The following is a 19604-nucleotide window of genomic DNA, read 5'->3' on the forward strand; positions in this document are numbered from 1 at the left end:
TCACCGAGGGTCATCTGACGGAGTGTGATCTCCACCACCAAGATCGCCGGACCGCCGTCCGGGGGAGTTCGAAGTACCCGGCCCGGGGGCAGAAATGCTCCACCGGGCCAACGACGGACAGGGGACACGCCATGACCGTGATCGCAGGCCGGTACCGGCTCCTGGACGTCCTGGGCGAGGGCGGGATGGGCACCGTGTGGCGCGCCAGGGACGAGGCCCTCGGCCGCGAGGTCGCCGTCAAGGAGGTCCGCGCCCCGGTCGGGATACCCGCGGGCGAGGAGGTCCGGCTGTACGCGCGGCTGGAGCGGGAGGCGTGGGCGGCCGCCCGGATCTCGCACCCGAACGTGGTGACGGTGTACGACGTGGCCACCGACGACGGCCGCCCCTGGATCGTGATGGAGCTGATCCGCGGCCTCACCCTGTCCGAAGTCCTCGACGCGGAGGGCCCGATGCCCCCGGAGCGCGCCGCGCGCATCGGCGCGGAGGTCCTGGCCGCGCTGCGCGCCGCGCACCGGGCGGGGGTGCTGCACCGGGACGTGAAGCCCGTCAACGTCCTGCTGGGAAACGACGGTCGGGTCGTGCTGACCGACTTCGGCATCGCGGCGGTGGAGGGCGCCTCGTCGCTCACGATGCCCGGCGAACTGATCGGATCGCCCGAATTCCTCGCCCCGGAGCGCGCGTTGGGCCACACGCCCGGTCCGGCGTCCGACCTGTGGTCGCTCGGTGTGCTGCTCTACGCGTCGGTGGAGGGCAACTCGCCCTTCCGCCAGGACACTCCGCTGAGCACCTTGCGGGCCGTGGTGGACGAGGAGCTTCCGCCGCCCCGCAGAGCCGGCCCGCTGGCACCGGTGATCGAGGGGTTGCTGCGCAAGGAGCCCGACGAGCGCCTCACCCCCGAGGAGGCGGAACGGCAGCTGCGCCTGGTGGCCACGGGCGGAGCGCCGGAGCCGGGGACGGTACGGGCGGAGCCGTACGGCCCGGTCGTTCGCACCGACGCCTCCGACGCGCCCCCGCCCCTGCCTTTTCCCCTGCCCACCGCACCGCTCTCCCGGAGCCCCGTGACGGGAGCGGAGACCTCTGCCGGCCGGGGGCGGCGGTCGGGGCGCGCGGGGCCGCTGCTCGCAGCGGGGGTCGCGCTGCTGCTGCTCGCCGGGATCGTGCTGGCGTACTGGTTGCTGCGGAAGGAGGATCCGGACGGCGGTACGGGCACGGGCGGCGGACCTACGAGCAGCGCGCCGGGAGCGAGCTCTCCACCGGCGAGCACCACGAGCACCCCGTCGAGCGGCTCGCCCTCAGCCACCCCGACGGCGACCACGACGGCGACCGCGACGGCGTCCACGACAGCAACGACGACCACGACAGCAACGATGACGAACACCGCCACGGGGACCACCACGCCGCCGGCCCCGTCGGTCCTGGTGTACGTGACGGCGGTGCGCGGCGGTTACAGCGGGCCGTGCCCGCCACCGGCGGCCAAAGCCCCGGCCTTCTCCGCCACGCTGATGGTGGGGCGCACTCCCGCGTCGGTGGAGTACCGCTGGGTCACGGAGAGCGGGGAGAGCTCCGCGGGCGGCTGGCGGACGCTGGAGTTCGCGGCGGGCGGCCCGGAGCGGCGGAGGGTCGACCACACGGAGCTGACCCACCGGGCGGGCGACACGCGGCGCGACCGGATCCGGGTGGAGGTCCGCGAGCCGGTGGAGACCCGGTCGAACTGGGTGCGGTTCTCGGTGACCTGTGAGCAGGCGACCCCGACGGGCGGGGCCGCCTCCCCGGGCGGGGCGCTTACACCACGGCCCTGAAGCTGGGCAGGTAGCCGCCGGACTGTCCGGCGGCGGTGGGGTGGTACGACTCGCCGATGTTGCCCCAGTTGACACTGTGCAGCCAGGACGAGCCGGAGCAGATCTCGTGTCCGGTGAAGGCGGGGACGACGCTCGCGAAGGTGTAGCCGTGGTCGGCCGCGCGCTTGGCGGTGGCCGCGTTGAGGTGGTCGGCACCGCCGTTGATGGCGCGGCGCTCGTTCTCGCTCAGTCCGGCGACGCAGCTGCCGCCGATCTTGTAGAAGCGGGGGTAGCCGAGGACGACGACCCTGGCGTTCGGGGCCTTGGTTCTGATCGCCGAGTACACCGCGTCGAGCTTTCCGGGAAGCGTGGTGTCGACGTAACTCTTGGCTTGATTCACGCGGTTGATGCAGCTGGCCTCCGACTGGAGGACGCAGGTGGTCATGACGTCGGCGAAGCCGGCGTCATTGCCTCCGACGGTGATCGAGACCAGGTCGGTGGCGGCGGAGAGGGGTCCGAGCTGCCCGCTCGTCACATCACCCGTCCGGGCGCCCGAGCAAGCGGTGAAGGAGAACGAGGAGGGTGAGTTGGCGTTCGCCCACAGGACGGGGAAGGCGCGGGTGGAGCGCTTGCAGTCGCCGCTTGCGCTGTCGTAGCTCCCGGCCCCGACGCCGGAGGAGTACGAGTCGCCCAGCGCCACATAGTCGAGGGCGGCGGTTTCGGCGGCCTGTGCGGTCCCCGCGCCGGTGAGGGCGAGGACGGCGCCGAGGAGGAGCGAGGACGAGATTGCCGCGAGTCGGGACAGTTTCATGGAACCTCCCTGATAGCAGGACCTCTGCGTTACTAGGTAGTAGCAGCGCGAACGGCCTGCTGGAAGTGTCCATGCCAAGAACATTTGGCGAGAACCCGCCGACTGCCCGTCAGAGACCGCTCCGATCCGGCCAACTGGCGGACCGACAGATCGGGTGCGTCCGGGGCCGGCGGCGGGGTCTCCAAAACACTGTGCGCCCGATGCCCGATTGCCGGATTATGGGCGCCATGTCTGCCACCCCCGCGGAGCCCGCCACCCCGTCGGAGCATCTCGAGCCGTCGGAGCCTTTCGACCGGCCGGTGGCCGTCGATCCGTCAGGACCCGAACGGGCGCTGCCGATCCGGCTCAACGTCGACGACAGCGACTCGCCCGCCGACGTCGTCGACGCGCTGTTCCTCGGCCGCTTCGCGACGGGCGAGCAGCCGCACTCCCACAGCACCACCCTGGACCGGGTGAAGCCCGCCGCGACGCTGCTGCCCGCCGGGGCGAAGGTGCTGCGCGCGGCCAAGGACGACGACCGCGGCGCCGTGCTCGCCGAGGGCGAGGGCTGGACGCTGCTGATCTCGCGGTGGAACCGGGGTGCGGACGTCACCGTCACGGCGACGTCCGCGGAGCTGGCGGAGAAGATCCTCAAGGAGGCGACGGACGGGGCGAGGGACGAGCCGGAGCCCCAGCCGGAGAACGTGACGATGGGCTTCTGGTACGTGTCGCCGCGGCGAGGTCCACACCGCACGACGCGTCAGATCAGCGCCGGCACGTGGGAGGAGATCCGGCCCAACTACACGGCGCCGGTGGCCGACGCGATGGGCCGGCTGATGAAGGTCACTCCGGACGACATCGCGGGCAGGCTGCTGCTGCTCCACGGGCCGCCGGGAACGGGCAAGACGTCCGCGCTGCGGACGCTGGCCCGTTCGTGGCGTGACTGGTGCCAGGTGGACTGCGTCCTGGACCCGGAGCGGCTCTTCAACGACGTCGGCTATCTGATGGACATCGCGATCGGCGAGGACGAGGGCACGGCGAAGGGACGGTGGCGCCTGCTGCTCCTGGAGGACTGCGACGAGCTGATCCGGGGCGAGGCGAAGCACACGGCGGGGCAGGCGCTGTCGCGGCTGCTGAATCTGACGGACGGTCTCCTCGGCCAGGGCCGCAACGTCCTCGTCGGCGTCACGACCAACGAGGACCTGGAGCGCCTCCATCCGGCGGTGGTCCGGCCGGGCCGCTGTCTGGCCCGGATCGAGGTGGGCGGCCTGACCCGCGCCGAGGCCCTCGCGTGGCTCGGCGGGGATGTCCAGGGCCGGGAGGAAGCCCTCGGCCGGGAGGGCGCCACGCTCGCGGAGCTGTTCGCGCTGCGCCGGGGCACGGCTCCGGCCGGCGTCCCGGAGTCCCGCCGGCCGGACGCGGGGCTGTATTTGTAGGCAAGGGGCGGAGCCGCCGCTCAGACCGCGTACGCCCCGGGGGGCGGGACCGCCGCCGCTCAGACCGCGTATGCCGGGGGGTGGCCGACCCCGCTCACGCCCCCGTTCCGTACGCCGGGGTGACCGCCCCCGCTCACCCCGTTCTGTACGCCGGGGTGACCGCCGCCGCTCAGACCGCGTACGCCGGGGGCGGCACGGCCCCGCTCACGCGCCGTACGCCGGGAGGCCGACCCCGCTCACGCCCCGTACGCCGCCCGCAGGGCCTCGTCCACCGCGCCCCGGGCCGCCTCGCGGGTCAGGCCCAGGCGCCTCGCCTCCTCCGCGAAAGCTGCCGCCGCCGACGCCGCGCGGCGCTCCGCCGCGTCCCCCGCCGCCGCGACGAACGTGCCGTGCCGGCCCCTCGTCTCGATCACGCCGTCCGCCTCCAGCGCCTTGTACGCCTTGGCGACCGTGTTCGCCGCCAGGCCGAGGTCCTCTGCCAGGCCCCGTACCGTCGGCAGTTTGTAGCCGACCGGCAGCGCGCCGGAGCGGGCGCGCTCCGCGATCTGGGCGCGCAGCTGCTCGTACGGGGCGGTCGGGGAGCCCGTGTCCACGGTGATTCGCAATGTCACGGGCCGATTCTGCCTCCGCCGCACCGGAAAATGGGAGGCGGCCCCACCGCCGCCGCACGTAGCGTGCGGCACCATGACTGTGATCGTGCGCGATGTACGGCCCGAAGACCCCGAGGACGCGGCGGGCTTCGCCCGGGTCCGGCGGGCAGCCCTCCCCTGCATGCTCGGCAACGCCGCGCAGGTGGCCTTCGACTGGGCGCACGCCCATCCCGACGCCCATGAGCGGCCGCTGGTCGCCGAGATCGACGGGGAGATCGTCGGCTGCTCGCAGCTCGGCATCGCGTACGACGCCCCCGAGCCCGGCATCGGCTCGGTCAACATCTACGTCCACCCGGAGAAGCGGGGCCGCGGCGCAGGCACGCTCCTGCTGCGGGCCTCCGAGGAGCACCTCGCGGAGGTCGGCGCGACCACGCTCTACAGCTGGGTGCTCGACGAGCCGGGGTTCCGCGCCTTCGCCGAGAGGCACGGGTACGCGCCCAGCCGGTCCGCGCACTTCCTCCGCCTCGACCTGGCCGGTGCCGAGCTGCCCCCGCTCCAGGACCCGCCCGCCGGTGTCGAGCTGCGGACGGCCGCCGAGTTCGCCGCCGACCCCCGCCCGCTCTTCGTCCTGGACGCGCTGACCACCGCCGACGAACCGGGTGACGTGGGTGCCCAGCTCACGGACTACGAGCACTGGCTGGCGACCACCTGGAACCACCCCCTGCTCGACCACGAGCTGACCACCGTCGCCGTCGTGGACGGACGGCCCGCCGCCTTCACTGCCGCGCGGACCGACGGCACCGGCCGCTACGGCTCGGGAATGACCGGCACCGACCCCGCGTTCCGGGGCCGCGGCCTGGCCAAGCTCGCCAAGAACCACTCCCTGCACCGCGCCCGCGCCGCCGGCTGCACGGAGGCGTTCACCGGGAACGACGCCGGGAACGGGCCGATGCTGGCCATCAACTCATGGTTCGGTTACGAGATCTGCGCGACGGAGGTACGCCATGTCCGCACGCTTGGTTGATGTGGTGCTCGTGAAGGCGGGGCGGACCAAAATCCGTTACCCGGCGGACGTGCTCGCCGACGACGGCACCCGGCTCACCGTCCGCGCCCCCTGGGCGGCGGAGGGCGTACGGGACTTCGGCTTCGTACGGTTCGAGCCGGGCGACGTCTTCGTCGAGCACTACTGGCGCGACCGCTGGTACGCGGTCAAGGAGATCCGTTCCGCGGACGGCGCCCTCAAGGGCTGGTACTGCGACATCACCCGGCCGGCCGCGATCGACGGTGAGGGCGGCGAGGTCGTGGTCGAGGACCTGGACCTGGATCTGTGGGTGTCGGCGGACGGCAGCGAGGTGCTGCGGCTCGACGAGGACGAGTTCGCGGCGAGCGGCCTCACCACCTCCGATCCGGAGGCGGCCGCCTGCGCGGTCGTCGCCCTCGACGAGCTGGAGGTGCTCGGCCGCGAGGGCCTGCTGGAACTGCTGGGTTGACGTCGCGACGTCCGACCGCCCGCAGGGCGATGCGGCGCGGCACCGGAGGGGCCGCGACGTCGGCGAGCGGCGGTCGGTGCGGCGCCGGACGGCGGCCGTCAGCGCAGCGTGACGTCCGACTCCTCCGCCGCGAGGGAGTTCGGCATCGGCAGCCCCAGCGGACCGGTGGGCGTGAGCTGCATCAGGGCGGCCTTCACCCGGGCCGCGCCCGCTTGGTAGGCGGGGTCCTTCACGGTGCCCGAGTGGGACCACGCCCGCACCTGGCCGTCACAGACGGCCCGGGTGCCGCCGATCCCGGAGGAGAGGTCGCTCTGGACGAGCGTGGTGCCCACCATGACCGGTCCGGCGCTGTCGTCGGAGCAGCGGTAGGTGCCGGAGAGGGCGACCGTGCCGTCGTCGGCGACGGTTCCGTACGCGTCGACCGACAGGTCGTCGGCCGGGGCCGCGTGGACGGCGGTCGCGGTGGCGGTGGCGGCCACGACCAGGGTGGAGGCGGCGAGGGCGAGACGGACGCGCATGGGCGGAGACCCTTCGGTGGGGGGCGTTGCCCGCCAGGGATACCGGATCGCGCCGCGCCGCGTCCGAAGCTCACCCTATCGGGGGCGAGTTGAGGAGCCCGGACAGGCGCTTGCGGTAATGAATACGGTCATACGGTCCGTCCAGGCGGCGTTCGGCGATCTCGTAGCCGTACCGCTCGTAGAGCTTCTGGTTCTCCCACATCATCGCGTTGGTCAGCAGCCGCACCTCGGACAGTCCCAGCTCCCGGGCATGCGATTCGACCCAGGTCAGCAGGGTGCGACCGAGGCCCGTGCCCTGGGCGTCCGGGTGGACCGCGATCTCGTCCAGGTAGAGGTGGTCGGCCTCGGGGATCACCACCACGAGGCCGAGCACCGGGTCCCCGACGACGAACACCCTCCCCGCGGCCACGTTCGCCGCGTGGTCGTACTCCATCGGCGCCGGTACGAGACCGATCCGTTCGATGTAGTGCTGGAAGGCCGCGTCGGTCACGGACTTCACAGCGGGCACGTCGGCGGGGACCGCGAGGCGGGGCATGGCGTCTGTCATACCGTCACATTACGACGGCGCTTGATCACCTTCTTCAGCAGCGGCCAGGCCAGCAGGATCACGACGACCGCGTACACGGTGACGGAGAACGGGGTGTCGACCAGCCCGGTCAGGGAACCGTCGCTGATCTGCAGCGCGCGGCGCAGCTGCTGTTCGGCGGCCGGGCCGAGGATGACACCGATGACGGCCGGCAGGACGGGCAGTCCGTAGCGCCGCATACCGAGCCCGATGAGGCCGATGACCAGCAGGATCACCAGGTCGAGCGCCTCGCCGCCGACCGCGTAGGCACCGACGGCGGCGAAGAACAGGATGCCGGCGTAGAGGTACGGGCGCGGGATACGCAGCAGCTTGGCCCAGACGGGGGCGAGCGGCAGGTTGAGGGCGAGCAGCAGGACCATGCCGACGAAGAGCGAGGCGATCAGGCCCCAGACCAGATCGGGTTCGCGCTCGAAGAGGAGCGGGCCGGGCTGGATTCCGTACTGCTGGAACGCGGCGAGCATGACGGCCGCGACGGCGGTCGTCGGGAGTCCCAGGGTGAGCATGGAGACGAGCGTGCCGGCGGCGGAGGCGGAGGCGGCCGACTCGGGGCCGGCGACGCCTTCGATGGCTCCCTTGCCGAACTGGTCCTTGTGCTTCGAGAGACGCTTCTCGGTGACGTACGACAGGAAGGTCGGTATCTCGGCGCCGCCGGCCGGGATCGCGCCGAACGGGAAGCCGATGACGGGGCCGCGCAGCCAGGACTTCCAGGTGCGCCGGACGTCGTCCTTGCCGAGCCACGGCCGTCCGACGGGGATGGCCTCGCCCGCCGTACGGCGCAGATGGGCCGCGACCCAGAGCGCCTCGCCGATGGCGAAGAGGCCGACCGCGACGATGACGACGTCGACGCCGTCGGCGAGCTGGAGCGAGCCGAAGGTGAGGCGCTGCTGACCGGTCATCTGGTCGAGACCGATCAGGCCGATCGTCAGGCCGATGAGGAGCGAGGCCAGACCGCGGATCCGGGAGGAGCCGAGGACGGAGGTCACCGCGATGAAGGCGAGGACCATGATGGCGAAGTAGTCGGGTGCGCCGATGTCCACGGCGAGCGCGGCGACGGTCGGGGCGAGGGCGACGAGCAGCAGGGTGCCGATCATGCCGCCGGTGAAGTGGCCGATGGCGGCCGCCGCGAGCGCCTGGGCGCCGCGGCCGGCCTTGGCCATGGGGTTGCCCTCCATGGCGGCGACGACGGCCGCGCTCTCGCCCGGGGTGTTGAGCAGGATGGAGGTGGTGGAGCCGCCGAACATGGCTCCGTAGTAGATGCCGGCGAACATGATGAAGGCGCCGGTGGGTTCCAGTCCGTAGGTCACCGGGAGCAGCAGGGCGACCGCCATGGCGGGGCCGATGCCGGGCAGGACGCCGATGGCGGTGCCGAGGAGCACGCCGATGGCGGCCCACAGCAGGTTCATCGGGGTGAGGGCGGTACCGAAGCCGTCGATGAGCGAGTTCAGTGAGTCCATGGGTCAGAGCACTCCCATCAGCGGGCCGCCGGGCAGCGGGACTCCGAGCAGGTTGTTGAAGACGATGTACGTGAGGAGGGAGAGGCCCGCGGCGATGAGGGGGTCGCGGTGGATGTGGCGGCTGCCGAGCGCGTAGGCGGCGCCCCAGAAGAGGAGGGCGCCGGCGACGGGGAAGCCGACGGGGTCGATGAGGACCGCGAAGGCGAGGAAGACGCCGGCGAGCAGCAGGACCGTGCGCCAGTCGCTGGGCTCGGAGAGGTCGACGTCCTCGCCGCCCTCGGCTTCGCCGCGCCCGCCGCGCAGGACGTCGGCCGCGAGGAGGACGGCGACCAGGAGGAGGCCGGCGCCGACGACGACCGGCACGGTCCTGGGCCCGACGGGGCCGCGCTGGGTGAGGTCGACGGACATGGTCAGGGCGTCGGTGAGGACGAGGACGCCGATGACGAAGAGGAGGAGGCTGACACCGAGCTCGGAGTGCTCGCGCAGCCAGCCGGACCGCTTCTCGGTGGGGGTGCTCACAGACCCAGCTCCTTCAGTACCGACGCGACCTGCTTGTCCTGCTCGGCGAGGAAGTCGCCGAACTTCTCGCCGGGCAGGAAGGCGTCGTTCCAGCCGTTCTTCTTCAGCGACTCCCGCCACTGCGGGGAGTCGTGCAGCTTGGTCACCAGGCCGACGAGCTTGTCCCGCTCGGCTTCGGAGAGACCGGGCGGGGCGACGATCCCGCGCCAGTTGGTGAACTCGGTGTCGAGTCCGGCCTCGCGGAGGGTGGGGGCGTCGAGCCCGGGGACGCGTTCCGGGCCGGTGACGGCGAGCAGGCGCAGCTCGCCGGATCTGATCTGGTCGAGGTACTCGCCGACGCCGGAGACGCCGAAGGCGACCTTGTCGCCGAGGATGGAGGCGAGGAGTTCGCCGCCGCCGTCGAAGGGGATGTAGTTGACGCTCTTCGGCGCGATGCCGGCGGCCTGGGCCATCAGCATCGGCGCGAGGTGGTCGGGTCCGCCGGGTGAGGAGCCGCCGCCTACGGGCAGCTTGCCGGGGTCCTTCCGCCAGGCGGCGAGAAGGTCCTGGATGGTCCGGTACGGGGAGTCCTTGCCGACCACGACGATGTCCTGCTCCTCGGTGAGCCGGGCGATCGGGGTGGTGTCGGTGAGGGTCTTCGGGGTCTTGTTGGTGTGGACGGCTCCGACGACGCCGAGGCCCATGGACATCGCGAGCCGGCCGTTGCCGTGCTCGCCGACGAGCCGGGTGAGGCCGACGGTGCCACCGGCGCCGGGCAGGTTGAAGACCTCGATGTCGGTGGTCAGACCGGCGTCCTCGGCGTTCTTGGCAGCGGTGCGGGCGGTGATGTCGTATCCGCCGCCGGGCGTGTTGGGGACCATGAATCGCAGGCCGGGGATCTGCGTGCCGGTGTCGGAGCCGCTGCCGGTGGAGAGCAGCGGCGGCCCCACGAGCACCAGCAGCGCCGCCCCGAACAGGGCGAGGGGAGTGCGTAGACGCACGTGTGCCGCCTCTCGGGTAGATGTTGTGAAGTGGCCCACATGTTGCCTGCGCGTTAAGAAGCTGTCTCTCTTCCGCAATCAACGGACGTTGTGGTCCTTGTGGTCGCGACCTAGCGTGGCGGCGTGACGAAGGTGCTGGTGGTGGACGACGACTTCATGGTCGCGAAGCTGCACAGCCGTTATGTGTCGGCCGTGGACGGCTTCTCCGTCGTCGGCGTCGCGCACAGCGGCGCCGAAGCGCTGCGCGCGGCCGATCTGCTGCGTCCCGATCTGGTGCTGCTCGACATCTTTCTGCCCGATATGGACGGGATCAGCGTGCTGCGGGAACTGCGCGGGGCGGGCCTGGGGGTCGACGCGCTGTTCATCACGGCCGCTCGGGACGCGGGCACGATCCGTTCGGCGCTGCGGGCGGGGGCGCTGCACTATCTGATCAAGCCGTTCAACCAGACCGCTCTGCAGGAGCAGCTGCGGCACGTGGCGTCGCTGCGCAGCCGCCTGGCGGACTTGGACGAGGCCCGCCAGGAGGACGTGGACCAGATCTTCGGGACCCGCCCGCCGGGTTCGCGGGAGCTCCCGAAGGGGCTGGCGGCGCCCACGGCGGAGCTGGTGGACGGCATTCTCCGGGCGCATCCGGAGGGCCTGTCGGCGACGGAGTGCGCGGAGGCGGGCTCCCTGTCCCGGGTCAGCGCCCGGCGCTATCTGGAGTACTTCGCGGAGACGGGCCGCGCGGAGATCACCCTGCGGTACGGAGGGACGGGGCGGCCCGAGCGCCGCTACCGCCGGCTGGGCTGAACAGGCCGGCTGTCCGGCGGCGCCCCGGCCCGAGCACCGCTACCGCCGGCTGGGCTGAGCACGCCGACTCTCCGGCGGGGCACCCTCACACGCTTCGCGCACTTCCGCGTTCGGTCCGTTCGGTCCTGTCCGGTCCTGTTCCAGCCCCGTTCCGACCCCGCTCCCTCCGCTTCCTGAGCGGCTTCTTACTCCCGCCTTAAGGCGACCATAAAGATCGCCGTCCACCCCGCCCAGCAGCCGTTTCCGCGGTTTCGAGGGGCTAGCTTGCTGAGCGCCGGGCCGGTCCGGGCCGTCGGTGCCGTAGCTCTCGGGGGGCTGCGCCGCCGGGCCGGACCGCCCCGCGCCTTCCTCGCGTCCACGCCTTCGCGCGTCCACGCGCCCCCCCACCGGCCCCTGCCGAAGGAGTTGCTCCTCATGACCGCTCGCCGCAAGGCCTCCACCGTTCTCACCCTCGGCATCGCGCCGCTCGCGCTCGCCGGACTCGCCGCCGCCCCGGCCTCCGCGCACGGGTCGATGACGGATCCGGTGAGCCGGGTCTCGGCCTGTTACGCGGAGGGGCCGGAGAGCCCGAGGTCCGACGCGTGCAAGGCGGCGGTGGCGGCGAGCGGGGCGCAGGCGTTCTACGACTGGAACGCGGTGAACATCGCCAACGCGGCCGGCAAGCACCGCGAGCTGATCCCGGACGGCAAGCTGTGCAGCGCCGGCAGCGACAAGTACCGGGGCCTCGACCTGGCACGCGCCGACTGGCCGGCGAGCCGGCTCGACTCCGGGGCGCACAGCTTCCGTTACAAGGCGACCGCTCCGCACCGGGGTTCCATCGAGCTGTACGTCACGAAGGACGGCTACGACCCGTCCAAGCCGCTGACGTGGTCGGACCTGGAGGAGAAGCCGTTCGCGACGGTGACCGACCCCAGGCTGGAGGGCGGAGACTACGTCTTCGAGGGGACCGTGCCGAAGAAGTCCGGCCGGCACCTGATCTATTCGATCTGGCAGCGCTCCGACTCCCCGGAGGCGTTCTACACCTGCTCCGACGTCGTCTTCGGCCGGGACAACGGCGGTACGGCTCCGGCGCCGTCCGCTCCCACGGACGAGCAGATCGAGGAGGGCGAGGACCAGTCGTCGGTCGAGCACGGCGGGCACGGGGACGACAAGGCCGAGACGGGCGCGAAGGAGACCGCCGCCGCCCCGGCCTCGGCGCCGCCCGCGGCGGCCCCGTCCGAGCCCACCACGCCGACCACACCGAACGAGCCGACCGCTCCGAACGAGCCGGCGCCCGCCGGTTCGGCCGCCGACGGCTCGGGCGAGGGCCTCGCCGCGACCGGGGGCGACGCCATGACCCCGTATCTCGCGGTCGGCGGCGCCGCCGTCCTGGCGGTCGGCGCGGCGGTGCTCTTCGCGACGGTCCGTCGCTCGTCGCTGCCGACGGGCCGCCGCGGGCGCTAGTTGTATCCCGCTGGTACCTGCCGTATGCCTAGCCGATCACGGACGCACAGGTCGTCGGGGTCGCGTGGGCCGGGTCGAGGGCGTTGGCCACCTCGTGGAACGTGACCCGGTCCACCGTCCCGATCGCCACGTGCTCCGAGAGGTCGAGCGCGCACTTGTCCTGGATGAGGACGTTGGTGACGTGCTCGCCGTCGAGGAACTGCGAGCGGTACGGGGTGACGACCTGGTCGTACTTGGTCGCGATGACCGTGTACGTGACGCCCGGCACGGTGTCCCCGCCCTCGTTGAGCCGGGTGAGGAACGGGGAGCCGGCGATCTGGTCGGCGAGGCCGGGGGTCTTCTCGCTGACCAGGTCCTCGGCGCCGGGGAAGTACGGCAGCAGCGCGGTGAGGCCGAGCAGGGTCGTGCCGTGGTTGTCGGGGGCGATCCCGACGAGCGCGTTGACCTTCTCGGCCCCGCCGAGGAACTTGAGGTAGTGGCGGGGCATCATGCCGCCCTGCGAGTGGCCGACGAGATCGGCCTCGGCGGCTCCGGTGGCCGCGAGCACCCTGTCCACGTACGCGTCGAGCTGTTCGGCCGACTTCTCGATCGGGCCGAGACCGTGGAAGAACGGCACGTTCGGCAGCCGGCCGTAGTCGAGCGAGAAGACGCAGTACCCGCGGTGGACCAGGTACGGCGCGAGGAACAGCCAGTTGTCGACGGAGTTGCCGAAGGTGCCGTGGACGAGGACGACCGGGCGCGGATGCGCGGCCGAGGGCTTGCAGGTGAAGTCGTTCCAGCCCCGGCTGGGGGCGGCGGCAGCCGTGGTGGCCTGGGCCGAGGCGGTGGGGGCGAGGGTGGCGGCGACGGTCAGCAGCAGGACGGACACGGCTCTGAGCGCGTGTTTCCAGGGCAGCATCGTGCGATCTCCTTGCGGCTCAAGGGAAATCTGGGACGAACGACGACAGCGAGCCCTGTGGTCCGGACCACAGGTGGGGATGCTCTGCTCATGCCAAGCTACGCACGAGTAGCCTTTACTGGGAAGTTACGCGTCGGCAAAAACTGACTTCTCGTCAATAAGGAGTAACCGCACGGCTTCAGGCGGCCAGCGGCCCCTGCCCCGGCTTCTGCCCCGCCCCCGGCCCGGGCCCCTGGGCCAGCGAACCCGGCAGCACCGCCCGCGGACCGAACTTCGCCCGCGCCCGGTCCGCCACCGCCTCGATCCGCCGGGCCTTCTCGTCCGCCGGATCGAAGGTCAGCTGGTGCGCGGCCCCCTCGGCGGGCGAGAGCCCCTCCGCGCGCAGCGCGATCCCCCGCACCCGTGCCCGCTGCAGCCCGAACGACTCGTGGACCGCGTACGCGAGGGCGGTGAGCGCCGCCGAGTGCGCGGTCGGCTCGCGCGGCGTACGGGTACGGCTGGTGGTGGACCGGTCCGCGTACCGCACGGTCACCGTCAGGGAGCGGCACACCTGGCCCTCCGTCCGCATCCGGGCGCCCAGCTCCCCGGCGAGCGAGAGCAGCGCCCTGCGATGGGACGAGGGGTCCAACTCGTCGTGTGTGAAGGAGCGTTCCGCGGCCATCGAGCGGGAGAGCGCGTTCGGTACGACCGGGGTACGGTCGACGCCCCGCGCCCGCTCCCCCAGTTCGCGTCCCGTCTTCGCGCCGACCAGGCGCTGGAGCACGGCGAGCGGCGCGTCCGCGACCCGGCCGATGGAGTCGAGTCCGTACGCGCAGAGGGTACGGGCGGTGGCGCGGCCGACCCCGTCGAGCGCGGCGACCGGGCGGTCCCGCAGGAAGCCCTCCGGATCCTCGACGACGAGGGTGGCTCCGGGGCGGGCCTCGCGGGCGGCCATCCGGGCCAGCATCGGGTTGGGGCCGGCCCCGATGACGCAGTCGACGCCGTACAGGGCGAGCGCCCTGACCCGTACCACCGAGGCCAGTTCCGCCGGGGTCCAGCCGAAGTAGCGCAGCGCGCCGCGCACGTCGGCGAGCAGGGTGTCGGGCGGGGCGGCCTCGACGACCGGGGTGAACTCGCCGAGCAGTTCCACCAGTCGCGGCAGTACCGCCTCGTACATCGGCTCCAGCCGGAACCGTACACAGAGGATCATCCCGCGCTCCCCGGACTGCTGTGCCACAACTTCCGCGACGGGGTCGCCGCGCCCTCGCCGGCCGGCTGGAGGTCAGCCCAGGGGTTCATCTCGTACCCCGTCGACATCCTGATCCGGCGACCGCTGTCGGTCTTCTCACCGGTGCTCTCCGGCGGGGAGGCGAGCCGCTCCCCCACCGCCTCCAGACCTCCGGTCGCCCGCAGCTCCACCAGTTCCGCGAGGTTCCAGGCCGCGGACCCGACCACGCTGAGGCTGCGTGGGCCGCGTCGCTGCACCACGCCCCGGACGAGCAGCAGCCAGGAGTGGAAGACGGTGTGCGCGCAGGTCTCGTGGGAGTCGTCGAAGAAGGCGAGGTCGACCAGGCCCGTGCCGTCGTCGAGCGTGGTGAAGATGACCCGCCTGCCGGAGCGGATCGGCGGGGTCTGAGTGGCCGCCTTGGCGCCCGCGACCAGAACGGTCTGCCCGTGCGGGGTGTCGCGCAGCCGTTTGGCGGAGACCACGCCGAGTTCCCGCAGGAAGGCGTGGTGGTCGCCCATGAGATGACGGGAGGCGTCCATGCCGAGAACGCCCAGCTCGGCGCTGAGCCGCTCCGACTCGTCGAGGTCGGGCAGACCGATGGGGGCGGTCTTGCGGCCCTGGGCGAGCGGGAGTTGACCGCCGTAGGAGGCGGCTCCGCGCTGGGTGCGGTGCAGTTCGGTCAAGTGCAGCAGCAGATCACGCCGGTTGGCGCCGAAGGCGTCCAACGCGCCGACCTGCGCGAGCCGTTCGGCCACCGGCTTTCGCGGCCGGGCCCGCTCCCAGAAGTCGAGCAGCGAGGCGTAGGGCTGTCCGGCCTCGATCCGCTCGCTCTCCGCCTCGCTGATGCCGTGGACGTCGGCGAGGGCGAGCCGGAGGCCCCACACCTCCGGCGGATCGGACACCAGTTCGATGCGATGGGCGGCCGCCGACCGGTTCACGTCCAGCGGCAGCACCGGCACCCCACGCCGCCGCGCGTCCGCGAGCAGCAGCCGCTTCGGGTACATCCCCGGGTCGTGGGTGAGCAGCCCGGCGTAGAAGGCCGCCGGGTGGTGCGCCTTGAGCCAGGCCGACTGGTACGTGGGGACGGCGAAGGCCACCGCGTGCGCCTTGCAGAAGCCGTACGAGCCGAACGCCTCCACGATCTCCCAGGTGCGGGCGATCGTCTCGTCGTCGTACCCCCGCGCCGCCGCACGCTGGGCGAACCAGACCTTGATCCGGGCCTCCGACTCGGGGTGCGACAGTCCGCGCCGCGCCTGGTCGGCCTCGCCCCGGCCGCAGCCTGTCATGATCCGCACGATCTCGATGATCTGTTCGTGGAAGACGACGACGCCGTACGTCTCCTTCAGCGCGCCCTCCAGGTCCGGGTGCGGGTAGCGGGCGGGGGCCCGGCCGTGGCGGGCCTCGATGAACGGCCGCACCATGTCGGCGGCGACCGGTCCGGGCCGGAAGAGCGAGATGTCGACGACGAGATCGTGGAAGGTGGCGGGCTGGAGCCGGCCGACCAGGTCGCGCTGGCCGGGCGACTCGATCTGGAAGCATCCGAGGGTCTCGGTGGACTGGATGAGCCGGTACGTCTTCGGGTCGCCCGGTTCGACCTGCTCCGGGTCGTCGAGGTCCACCCGCTCGCCCGTCGCCCGCTCGATCTCGGCGACGGCATGGGCCATGGCGGACTGCATCCGCACCCCGAGGACGTCGAGCTTGAGCAGCCCGAGGTCCTCCACGTCCTCCTTGTCGAACTGGGACATGGGGAATCCCTCGCCGCTGGTGGGCACGACGGGGGTACGGGTGAGCAGCGAGGCGTCCGAGAGCAGCACCCCGCACGGGTGCATGGCGGTTCCGCGCGGGAGCTTGTCGAGGGCCTCGACCAGCTCCCAGAGTCTGCCGTACTTCTGCCTCTCCCCCGCGAGTTCGCGCAGCTCGGGCAGTTCGTCGAGGGCGGCGAGCGCGTCCCGGGCCCGGATGTGCGGGAACGCCTTGGCGATCCGGTCGATCTCGGCGGGGTCCATGGACAGGGCCGCGCCCACGTCCCGTATCGCGTGGCGCACCCGGTAGGTCTCGGGCATGGCGACGGTGGCGACCCGCTCGGTGCCGAAGCGGTCGATGATCGCGCGGTAGACCTCCAGGCGGCGGGCGGACTCGACGTCGATGTCGATGTCGGGCAGGGCGGTGCGGTTCTTGGACAGGAAGCGCTCCATCAGCAGCCCGTGCTCGACCGGGTCGGCGTGGGCGATGCCGAGGAGGTGGTTGACGAGGGAGCCGGCGCCGGAGCCCCGGGCGGCGACCCGGATCCCCATCTCCTTGACGTCGTCCATCACCTGAGCGACCGTCAGGAAGTAGGTGGCGAAGCCGTGGTGGTCGATGATGTCCAGCTCGCGGTGCATCCGGTCCCAGTAGGCACGGCGCTTGTCGTAACCGCGCAGCACCATGCCGGCGGCGGCCCGGGAGGCGAGTACACGCTGGGCGGTGCGGTGCGCGGCGCCGACGAGGTGCGGCTCGGGGAAGTGGGCGGAGCCGATGCCGAGGTCGTCCTCCGGGTCGAGCAGGCAGTCGGCGGCGACCGCCCGGGTCTGTTCGAGCAGCCGGTGGGCGGTGTCCCGGCGGAAGCCCGCCGCCTCGACGATCCGTTCGGCGGCGGCCGCCATGTCGTCCGCGCCCTTGAGCCAGGCCTCGCCGCTGTCGAGCTCCTTGCGGGGGTCGACGGGAACGAGGCGGCGGGCGGAGTCGAGGACGTCGGCGACGGGCCCTTGGCCGGGGTCGGCGTAGCGGATGTCGTTGGTGAGGACCGGGCGGACGCCCTGCTCGGCGGCGAAGCCGACGGTACGGGCGGCGAGCCGCAGCGAGCCGGGGCCCGTGCCGGACCGGCCGTGGTGGACGGCTTCCAGGCGCAGCGCGTCGCCGTACCGCTCGCGCCAGGGGGCGAGCAGCCGGGCGGCCCGGTCGGGGCGGCCGGCGGCGAGGGCGCGGCCGACGTCGGAGGCGGGGCCGAGGAGCACGGTCAGGCCGTCGCCGTGGTTGGCGTCCCAGGGCAGCAGGGGGCGCTCGCCCTCCGCGTGGGCGGCGGTGATCATCCGGCAGAGCGCGGCCCAGCCCTCGCGGGAGCGGGCGAGGAAGACGGCGCGGGGCGCGGACTCGTCCACGAAGGCGCCACCGCGCACGGGCACGCGGCGCGCGGAGGTCCCGTTCGGGCCGTGGCCGCGCGGGCGACCGAGGCCACCTCCGGCTCCACCCGAACCGGCACCGGCACCGCGCGGACCGGCACCCGCACCGGTACCGGCCGGGCCGGGCACGGACGGCCCGAAGCCGGTCCCGTCCCGGCCCGCCGGGGCGGGACCGGCGAGCGCGAGGTCCGCACCGAACAGGGGGCGCACCCCCGCCGCCGCGCAGGCCTTCGCGAAGCGGACCACGCCCGCGACGGTGTCCCGGTCGGTGAGGGCGAGGGCGTCCATGCCGCGCTCGGCGGCCCGCTCGGCTAGCCGCTCGGGATGCGAGGCGCCGTAGCGCAGGGAGAAGCCCGACGCGGTGTGCAGATGCGTGAACCCCGGCATGCGCACCTCCCGCATCGAATTCGTACGTACGTTCCCACCCCCTCTCTTTCACCATAGACCATTTCGAACGCGCGTACGATACGGCGAGAGCTCCGCTCGTCTCTCATCCATTCGGCCCCAGCCCACCTGCGCGAACACCCCCCGCCCCGGAGCGTGGGGGCATGAGTCTCGCCGCTGAACTGAAGAGCGCCGTCACCCCGCGAGCCGCCCTGCTCGTCCTCGGCGTGTTCGTCCTCCAGCTGCTTTTCATCGCCTCGTACGTCGGGGCGCTGCACAGCCCGAAACCGAAGGACGTGCCCTTCGGCGTGGTCGCGCCGCAGCAGGTCTCCGCCCAGCTCATGGGGCGGCTGGAGAAGCTTCCCGGCGAACCGCTCGCCCCCCGGACGGTCGCGGACGAGGCCGAGGCCCGGAAGCAGATCATGAACCGGGACATCGACGGCGCCCTGGTGGTGAACCCGGCCGGGACCACCGACACCCTGCTCGTCGCCTCCGGCGGCGGCACGGTGCTGTCCTCCGCCCTGAACACGCTCTTCACCGAGGTCGAGAGCGCCAACCGGCGCACGCTCCGAACCGTCGACATCGCCCCCGCCTCCAGGCAGGACTTCGACGGCCTCTCGGCGTTCTACCTGGTCGTCGGCTGGTGCGTCGGCGGCTACATCTGCGCCGCGATCCTCGCCATCAGCGCGGGCTCCCGGCCCGCGAACCGCGAACGCGCGATCATCCGGCTCGGCGTGCTCGCCCTCTACTCGATCCTGGGCGGCCTCGGCGGCGCGGTCATCGTCGGCCCGATCCTGGGAGCCCTGCCGGGCAGCGTCGCGGCCCTGTGGGGCCTGGGCGCCCTGGTCGTCTTCGCCGTCGGCGCGGCCACCCTGGCTCTGCAGTGTCTCTTCGGCATCGTCGGCATCGGCCTGGCGATCCTGCTGATCGTGATCGCGGGCAACCCGAGCGCGGGCGGCGCCTTCCCGCTTCCGATGCTGCCCCCGTTCTGGAACGCGATCGGCCCCGCCCTGCCCCCGGGCGCGGGCACCTGGGCGGCGCGCTCGATCGCGTACTTCAAGGGCAACGACGTCACCGGCTCGCTCCTGGTCCTCTCGGCCTGGGCCGTCGTCGGCAGCGTGATCACGCTGGTGATGTCCTCGCTGAAGCGCACACCGGAGGCGGAGCCCATCGCGGGCGAGGTGGCCTGAGCCGCCGAACGACCGAGCCCCGGCCGTCTGCTGCGTGGCAGGTGACCGGGGCTCGGTGTGTTCAGCGGGCGGCTGGGATCAGCCGAACGCCTTGACGGTCTTCCAGTCGACGGCCAGGACCGTCCTGACCGGTGCGTTGGTGTTGGTGGTGGACGGGTAGTACAGCTTCATGTTGCCGGTGGCGCCATCACGAGCCCAGATGTCGGGCACGCCGTCCTTGTTGACGTCGGGGATACCGATCGCGGCCGTGATGTTGGTGCCGGTCCAGTTGGTGCCGAACTGAACGTCGCCGTTGACCGAGTTGGCGGCCAGCTTGATCGACTCCAGGTCGACGCTGCCGGCGACCGCGCCGGGCTTGCCGTGGCGGACGTACATGTTGCCGTTGTCCACG

At 72.5% G+C, this 19604-nt stretch carries 17 protein-coding genes and 1 pseudogene; 7 read left to right on the forward strand and 11 right to left on the reverse strand.

The annotated features are described in order from the left end of the window. The first annotated feature begins 131 nt into the window (after nt 1-131). On the forward strand, nt 132-1799 hold the full coding sequence (locus tag ABZY12_RS21130) for a serine/threonine-protein kinase (protein ID WP_356892472.1): 1668 nt from the start codon (nt 132-134) through the stop codon (nt 1797-1799). On the opposite strand, the gene ABZY12_RS21135 is transcribed toward ABZY12_RS21130, so the two are convergent. Continuing rightward, nucleotides 1783-2589, reverse strand: a complete 807-nt coding sequence (locus tag ABZY12_RS21135; RefSeq protein WP_356892474.1) for an SGNH/GDSL hydrolase family protein — start codon at nt 2587-2589, stop codon at nt 1783-1785. The genes ABZY12_RS21130 and ABZY12_RS21135 overlap by 17 nt on opposite strands. Nucleotides 2590-2816: 227 nt before the next feature. On the opposite strand from ABZY12_RS21135, the gene ABZY12_RS21140 reads away from it, so the two are divergent. Then, a complete protein-coding gene (locus ABZY12_RS21140) occupies nt 2817-4004 on the forward strand; it encodes a DUF5925 domain-containing protein (protein ID WP_356892476.1) in 1188 nt (395 codons plus the stop codon). 236 nt (nt 4005-4240) lie between these two features. On the opposite strand, the gene ABZY12_RS21145 is transcribed toward ABZY12_RS21140, so the two are convergent. After that, nucleotides 4241-4615, reverse strand: a complete 375-nt coding sequence (locus ABZY12_RS21145) for a GntR family transcriptional regulator (RefSeq protein ID WP_356892478.1) — start codon at nt 4613-4615, stop codon at nt 4241-4243. Between the two features lie 73 nt (nt 4616-4688). On the opposite strand from ABZY12_RS21145, the gene ABZY12_RS21150 reads away from it, so the two are divergent. Beyond that, nucleotides 4689-5618, forward strand: coding sequence for a GNAT family N-acetyltransferase (locus ABZY12_RS21150; RefSeq protein ID WP_356892480.1), 930 nt, complete (start codon nt 4689-4691; stop codon nt 5616-5618). Continuing rightward, the gene (locus ABZY12_RS21155; protein ID WP_356892482.1) at nt 5599-6084 is read left to right on the forward strand and encodes a DUF402 domain-containing protein; all 486 of its coding nucleotides are present in this window, start codon (nt 5599-5601) and stop codon (nt 6082-6084) included. Before ABZY12_RS21150 ends, ABZY12_RS21155 begins: the two co-directional genes overlap by 20 nt. A gap of 98 nt (nt 6085-6182) precedes the next feature. On the opposite strand, the gene ABZY12_RS21160 is transcribed toward ABZY12_RS21155, so the two are convergent. From ABZY12_RS21160 to ABZY12_RS21180, 5 genes are all read right to left on the reverse strand, one after another. Then, nucleotides 6183-6602 carry a DUF6299 family protein gene (locus ABZY12_RS21160; RefSeq protein WP_356892484.1) on the reverse strand — a complete coding sequence of 140 codons (420 nt, stop codon included), beginning with the start codon at nt 6600-6602 and terminating at the stop codon, nt 6183-6185. Between the two features lie 70 nt (nt 6603-6672). Then, nucleotides 6673-7149, reverse strand: coding sequence for a GNAT family N-acetyltransferase (locus ABZY12_RS21165; RefSeq protein ID WP_356892486.1), 477 nt, complete (start codon nt 7147-7149; stop codon nt 6673-6675). Continuing rightward, on the reverse strand, nt 7146-8642 hold the full coding sequence (locus ABZY12_RS21170) for a tripartite tricarboxylate transporter permease (protein ID WP_356892488.1): 1497 nt from the start codon (nt 8640-8642) through the stop codon (nt 7146-7148). Before ABZY12_RS21170 ends, ABZY12_RS21165 begins: the two co-directional genes overlap by 4 nt. Nucleotides 8643-8645: 3 nt before the next feature. Beyond that, nucleotides 8646-9161 carry a tripartite tricarboxylate transporter TctB family protein gene (locus ABZY12_RS21175; protein ID WP_356892490.1) on the reverse strand — a complete coding sequence of 172 codons (516 nt, stop codon included), beginning with the start codon at nt 9159-9161 and terminating at the stop codon, nt 8646-8648. Beyond that, nucleotides 9158-10141 (reverse strand): tripartite tricarboxylate transporter substrate binding protein, encoded by a 984-nt coding sequence (locus ABZY12_RS21180; RefSeq protein ID WP_356892492.1) that lies wholly within the window; start codon nt 10139-10141, stop codon nt 9158-9160. The genes ABZY12_RS21175 and ABZY12_RS21180 overlap by 4 nt, the downstream gene beginning before the upstream one ends. Before the next feature lie 123 nt (nt 10142-10264). Here ABZY12_RS21180 and ABZY12_RS21185 point away from each other — a divergent pair, with 123 nt between their 5' ends. Both ABZY12_RS21185 and ABZY12_RS21190 read left to right on the forward strand, forming a co-directional pair. Further along, nucleotides 10265-10933 carry a response regulator gene (locus ABZY12_RS21185; protein ID WP_356892494.1) on the forward strand — a complete coding sequence of 223 codons (669 nt, stop codon included), beginning with the start codon at nt 10265-10267 and terminating at the stop codon, nt 10931-10933. Between the two features lie 414 nt (nt 10934-11347). Beyond that, complete coding sequence (locus ABZY12_RS21190; RefSeq protein WP_356892496.1) at nt 11348-12376, forward strand: lytic polysaccharide monooxygenase; 1029 nt, start codon at nt 11348-11350, stop codon at nt 12374-12376. Nucleotides 12377-12404: 28 nt separating this feature from the next. On the opposite strand, the gene ABZY12_RS21195 is transcribed toward ABZY12_RS21190, so the two are convergent. The 3 genes from ABZY12_RS21195 to ABZY12_RS21205 all read right to left on the reverse strand — a co-directional run bounded on the left by ABZY12_RS21195 (nt 12405) and on the right by ABZY12_RS21205 (nt 18026). Further along, nucleotides 12405-13274: an alpha/beta fold hydrolase gene (locus ABZY12_RS21195; protein WP_356892498.1), complete on the reverse strand. Its 870-nt coding sequence runs from the start codon at nt 13272-13274 to the stop codon at nt 12405-12407. A 178-nt stretch (nt 13275-13452) separates the two neighbouring features. Beyond that, nucleotides 13453-14463 (reverse strand): hypothetical protein, encoded by a 1011-nt coding sequence (locus ABZY12_RS21200; protein ID WP_356892500.1) that lies wholly within the window; start codon nt 14461-14463, stop codon nt 13453-13455. Beyond that, complete coding sequence (locus tag ABZY12_RS21205; RefSeq protein WP_356892502.1) at nt 14460-18026, reverse strand: DNA polymerase III subunit alpha; 3567 nt, start codon at nt 18024-18026, stop codon at nt 14460-14462. Before ABZY12_RS21205 ends, ABZY12_RS21200 begins: the two co-directional genes overlap by 4 nt. Nucleotides 18027-18187: 161 nt before the next feature. Between ABZY12_RS21205 and ABZY12_RS21210 the strand changes: the two genes are divergently transcribed. Then, the gene (locus ABZY12_RS21210; protein ID WP_356892504.1) at nt 18188-19213 is read left to right on the forward strand and encodes an ABC transporter permease; all 1026 of its coding nucleotides are present in this window, start codon (nt 18188-18190) and stop codon (nt 19211-19213) included. A 78-nt stretch (nt 19214-19291) separates the two neighbouring features. Here the strand turns inward: ABZY12_RS21210 and ABZY12_RS21215 are convergent. Continuing rightward, nucleotides 19292-19604 (reverse strand): annotated as a pseudogene (locus ABZY12_RS21215) (hypothetical protein); the annotation flags it as partial.

Origin of the sequence: Streptomyces sp. NPDC006551, from assembly GCF_040611675.1 — a bacterium.
GTDB lineage: Bacteria > Actinomycetota > Actinomycetes > Streptomycetales > Streptomycetaceae > Streptomyces.

What these genes read in the sequence shown, in the direction of transcription:
- ABZY12_RS21130 (WP_356892472.1), top strand. Translation starts at nt 132, where the DNA reads ATGACCGTGATCGCAGGCCGGTACCGGCTCCTGGACGTCCTGGGCGAG.
- ABZY12_RS21135 (WP_356892474.1), bottom strand. Translation starts at nt 2,589, where the DNA reads ATGAAACTGTCCCGACTCGCGGCAATCTCGTCCTCGCTCCTCCTCGGC.
- ABZY12_RS21140 (WP_356892476.1), top strand. Translation starts at nt 2,817, where the DNA reads ATGTCTGCCACCCCCGCGGAGCCCGCCACCCCGTCGGAGCATCTCGAG.
- ABZY12_RS21150 (WP_356892480.1), top strand. Translation starts at nt 4,689, where the DNA reads ATGACTGTGATCGTGCGCGATGTACGGCCCGAAGACCCCGAGGACGCG.
- ABZY12_RS21155 (WP_356892482.1), top strand. Translation starts at nt 5,599, where the DNA reads ATGTCCGCACGCTTGGTTGATGTGGTGCTCGTGAAGGCGGGGCGGACC.
- ABZY12_RS21160 (WP_356892484.1), bottom strand. Translation starts at nt 6,602, where the DNA reads ATGCGCGTCCGTCTCGCCCTCGCCGCCTCCACCCTGGTCGTGGCCGCC.
- ABZY12_RS21165 (WP_356892486.1), bottom strand. Translation starts at nt 7,149, where the DNA reads ATGACAGACGCCATGCCCCGCCTCGCGGTCCCCGCCGACGTGCCCGCT.
- ABZY12_RS21170 (WP_356892488.1), bottom strand. Translation starts at nt 8,642, where the DNA reads ATGGACTCACTGAACTCGCTCATCGACGGCTTCGGTACCGCCCTCACC.
- ABZY12_RS21190 (WP_356892496.1), top strand. Translation starts at nt 11,348, where the DNA reads ATGACCGCTCGCCGCAAGGCCTCCACCGTTCTCACCCTCGGCATCGCG.
- ABZY12_RS21195 (WP_356892498.1), bottom strand. Translation starts at nt 13,274, where the DNA reads ATGCTGCCCTGGAAACACGCGCTCAGAGCCGTGTCCGTCCTGCTGCTG.
- ABZY12_RS21200 (WP_356892500.1), bottom strand. Translation starts at nt 14,463, where the DNA reads ATGATCCTCTGTGTACGGTTCCGGCTGGAGCCGATGTACGAGGCGGTA.
- ABZY12_RS21205 (WP_356892502.1), bottom strand. Translation starts at nt 18,026, where the DNA reads ATGCCGGGGTTCACGCATCTGCACACCGCGTCGGGCTTCTCCCTGCGC.
- ABZY12_RS21210 (WP_356892504.1), top strand. Translation starts at nt 18,188, where the DNA reads ATGAGTCTCGCCGCTGAACTGAAGAGCGCCGTCACCCCGCGAGCCGCC.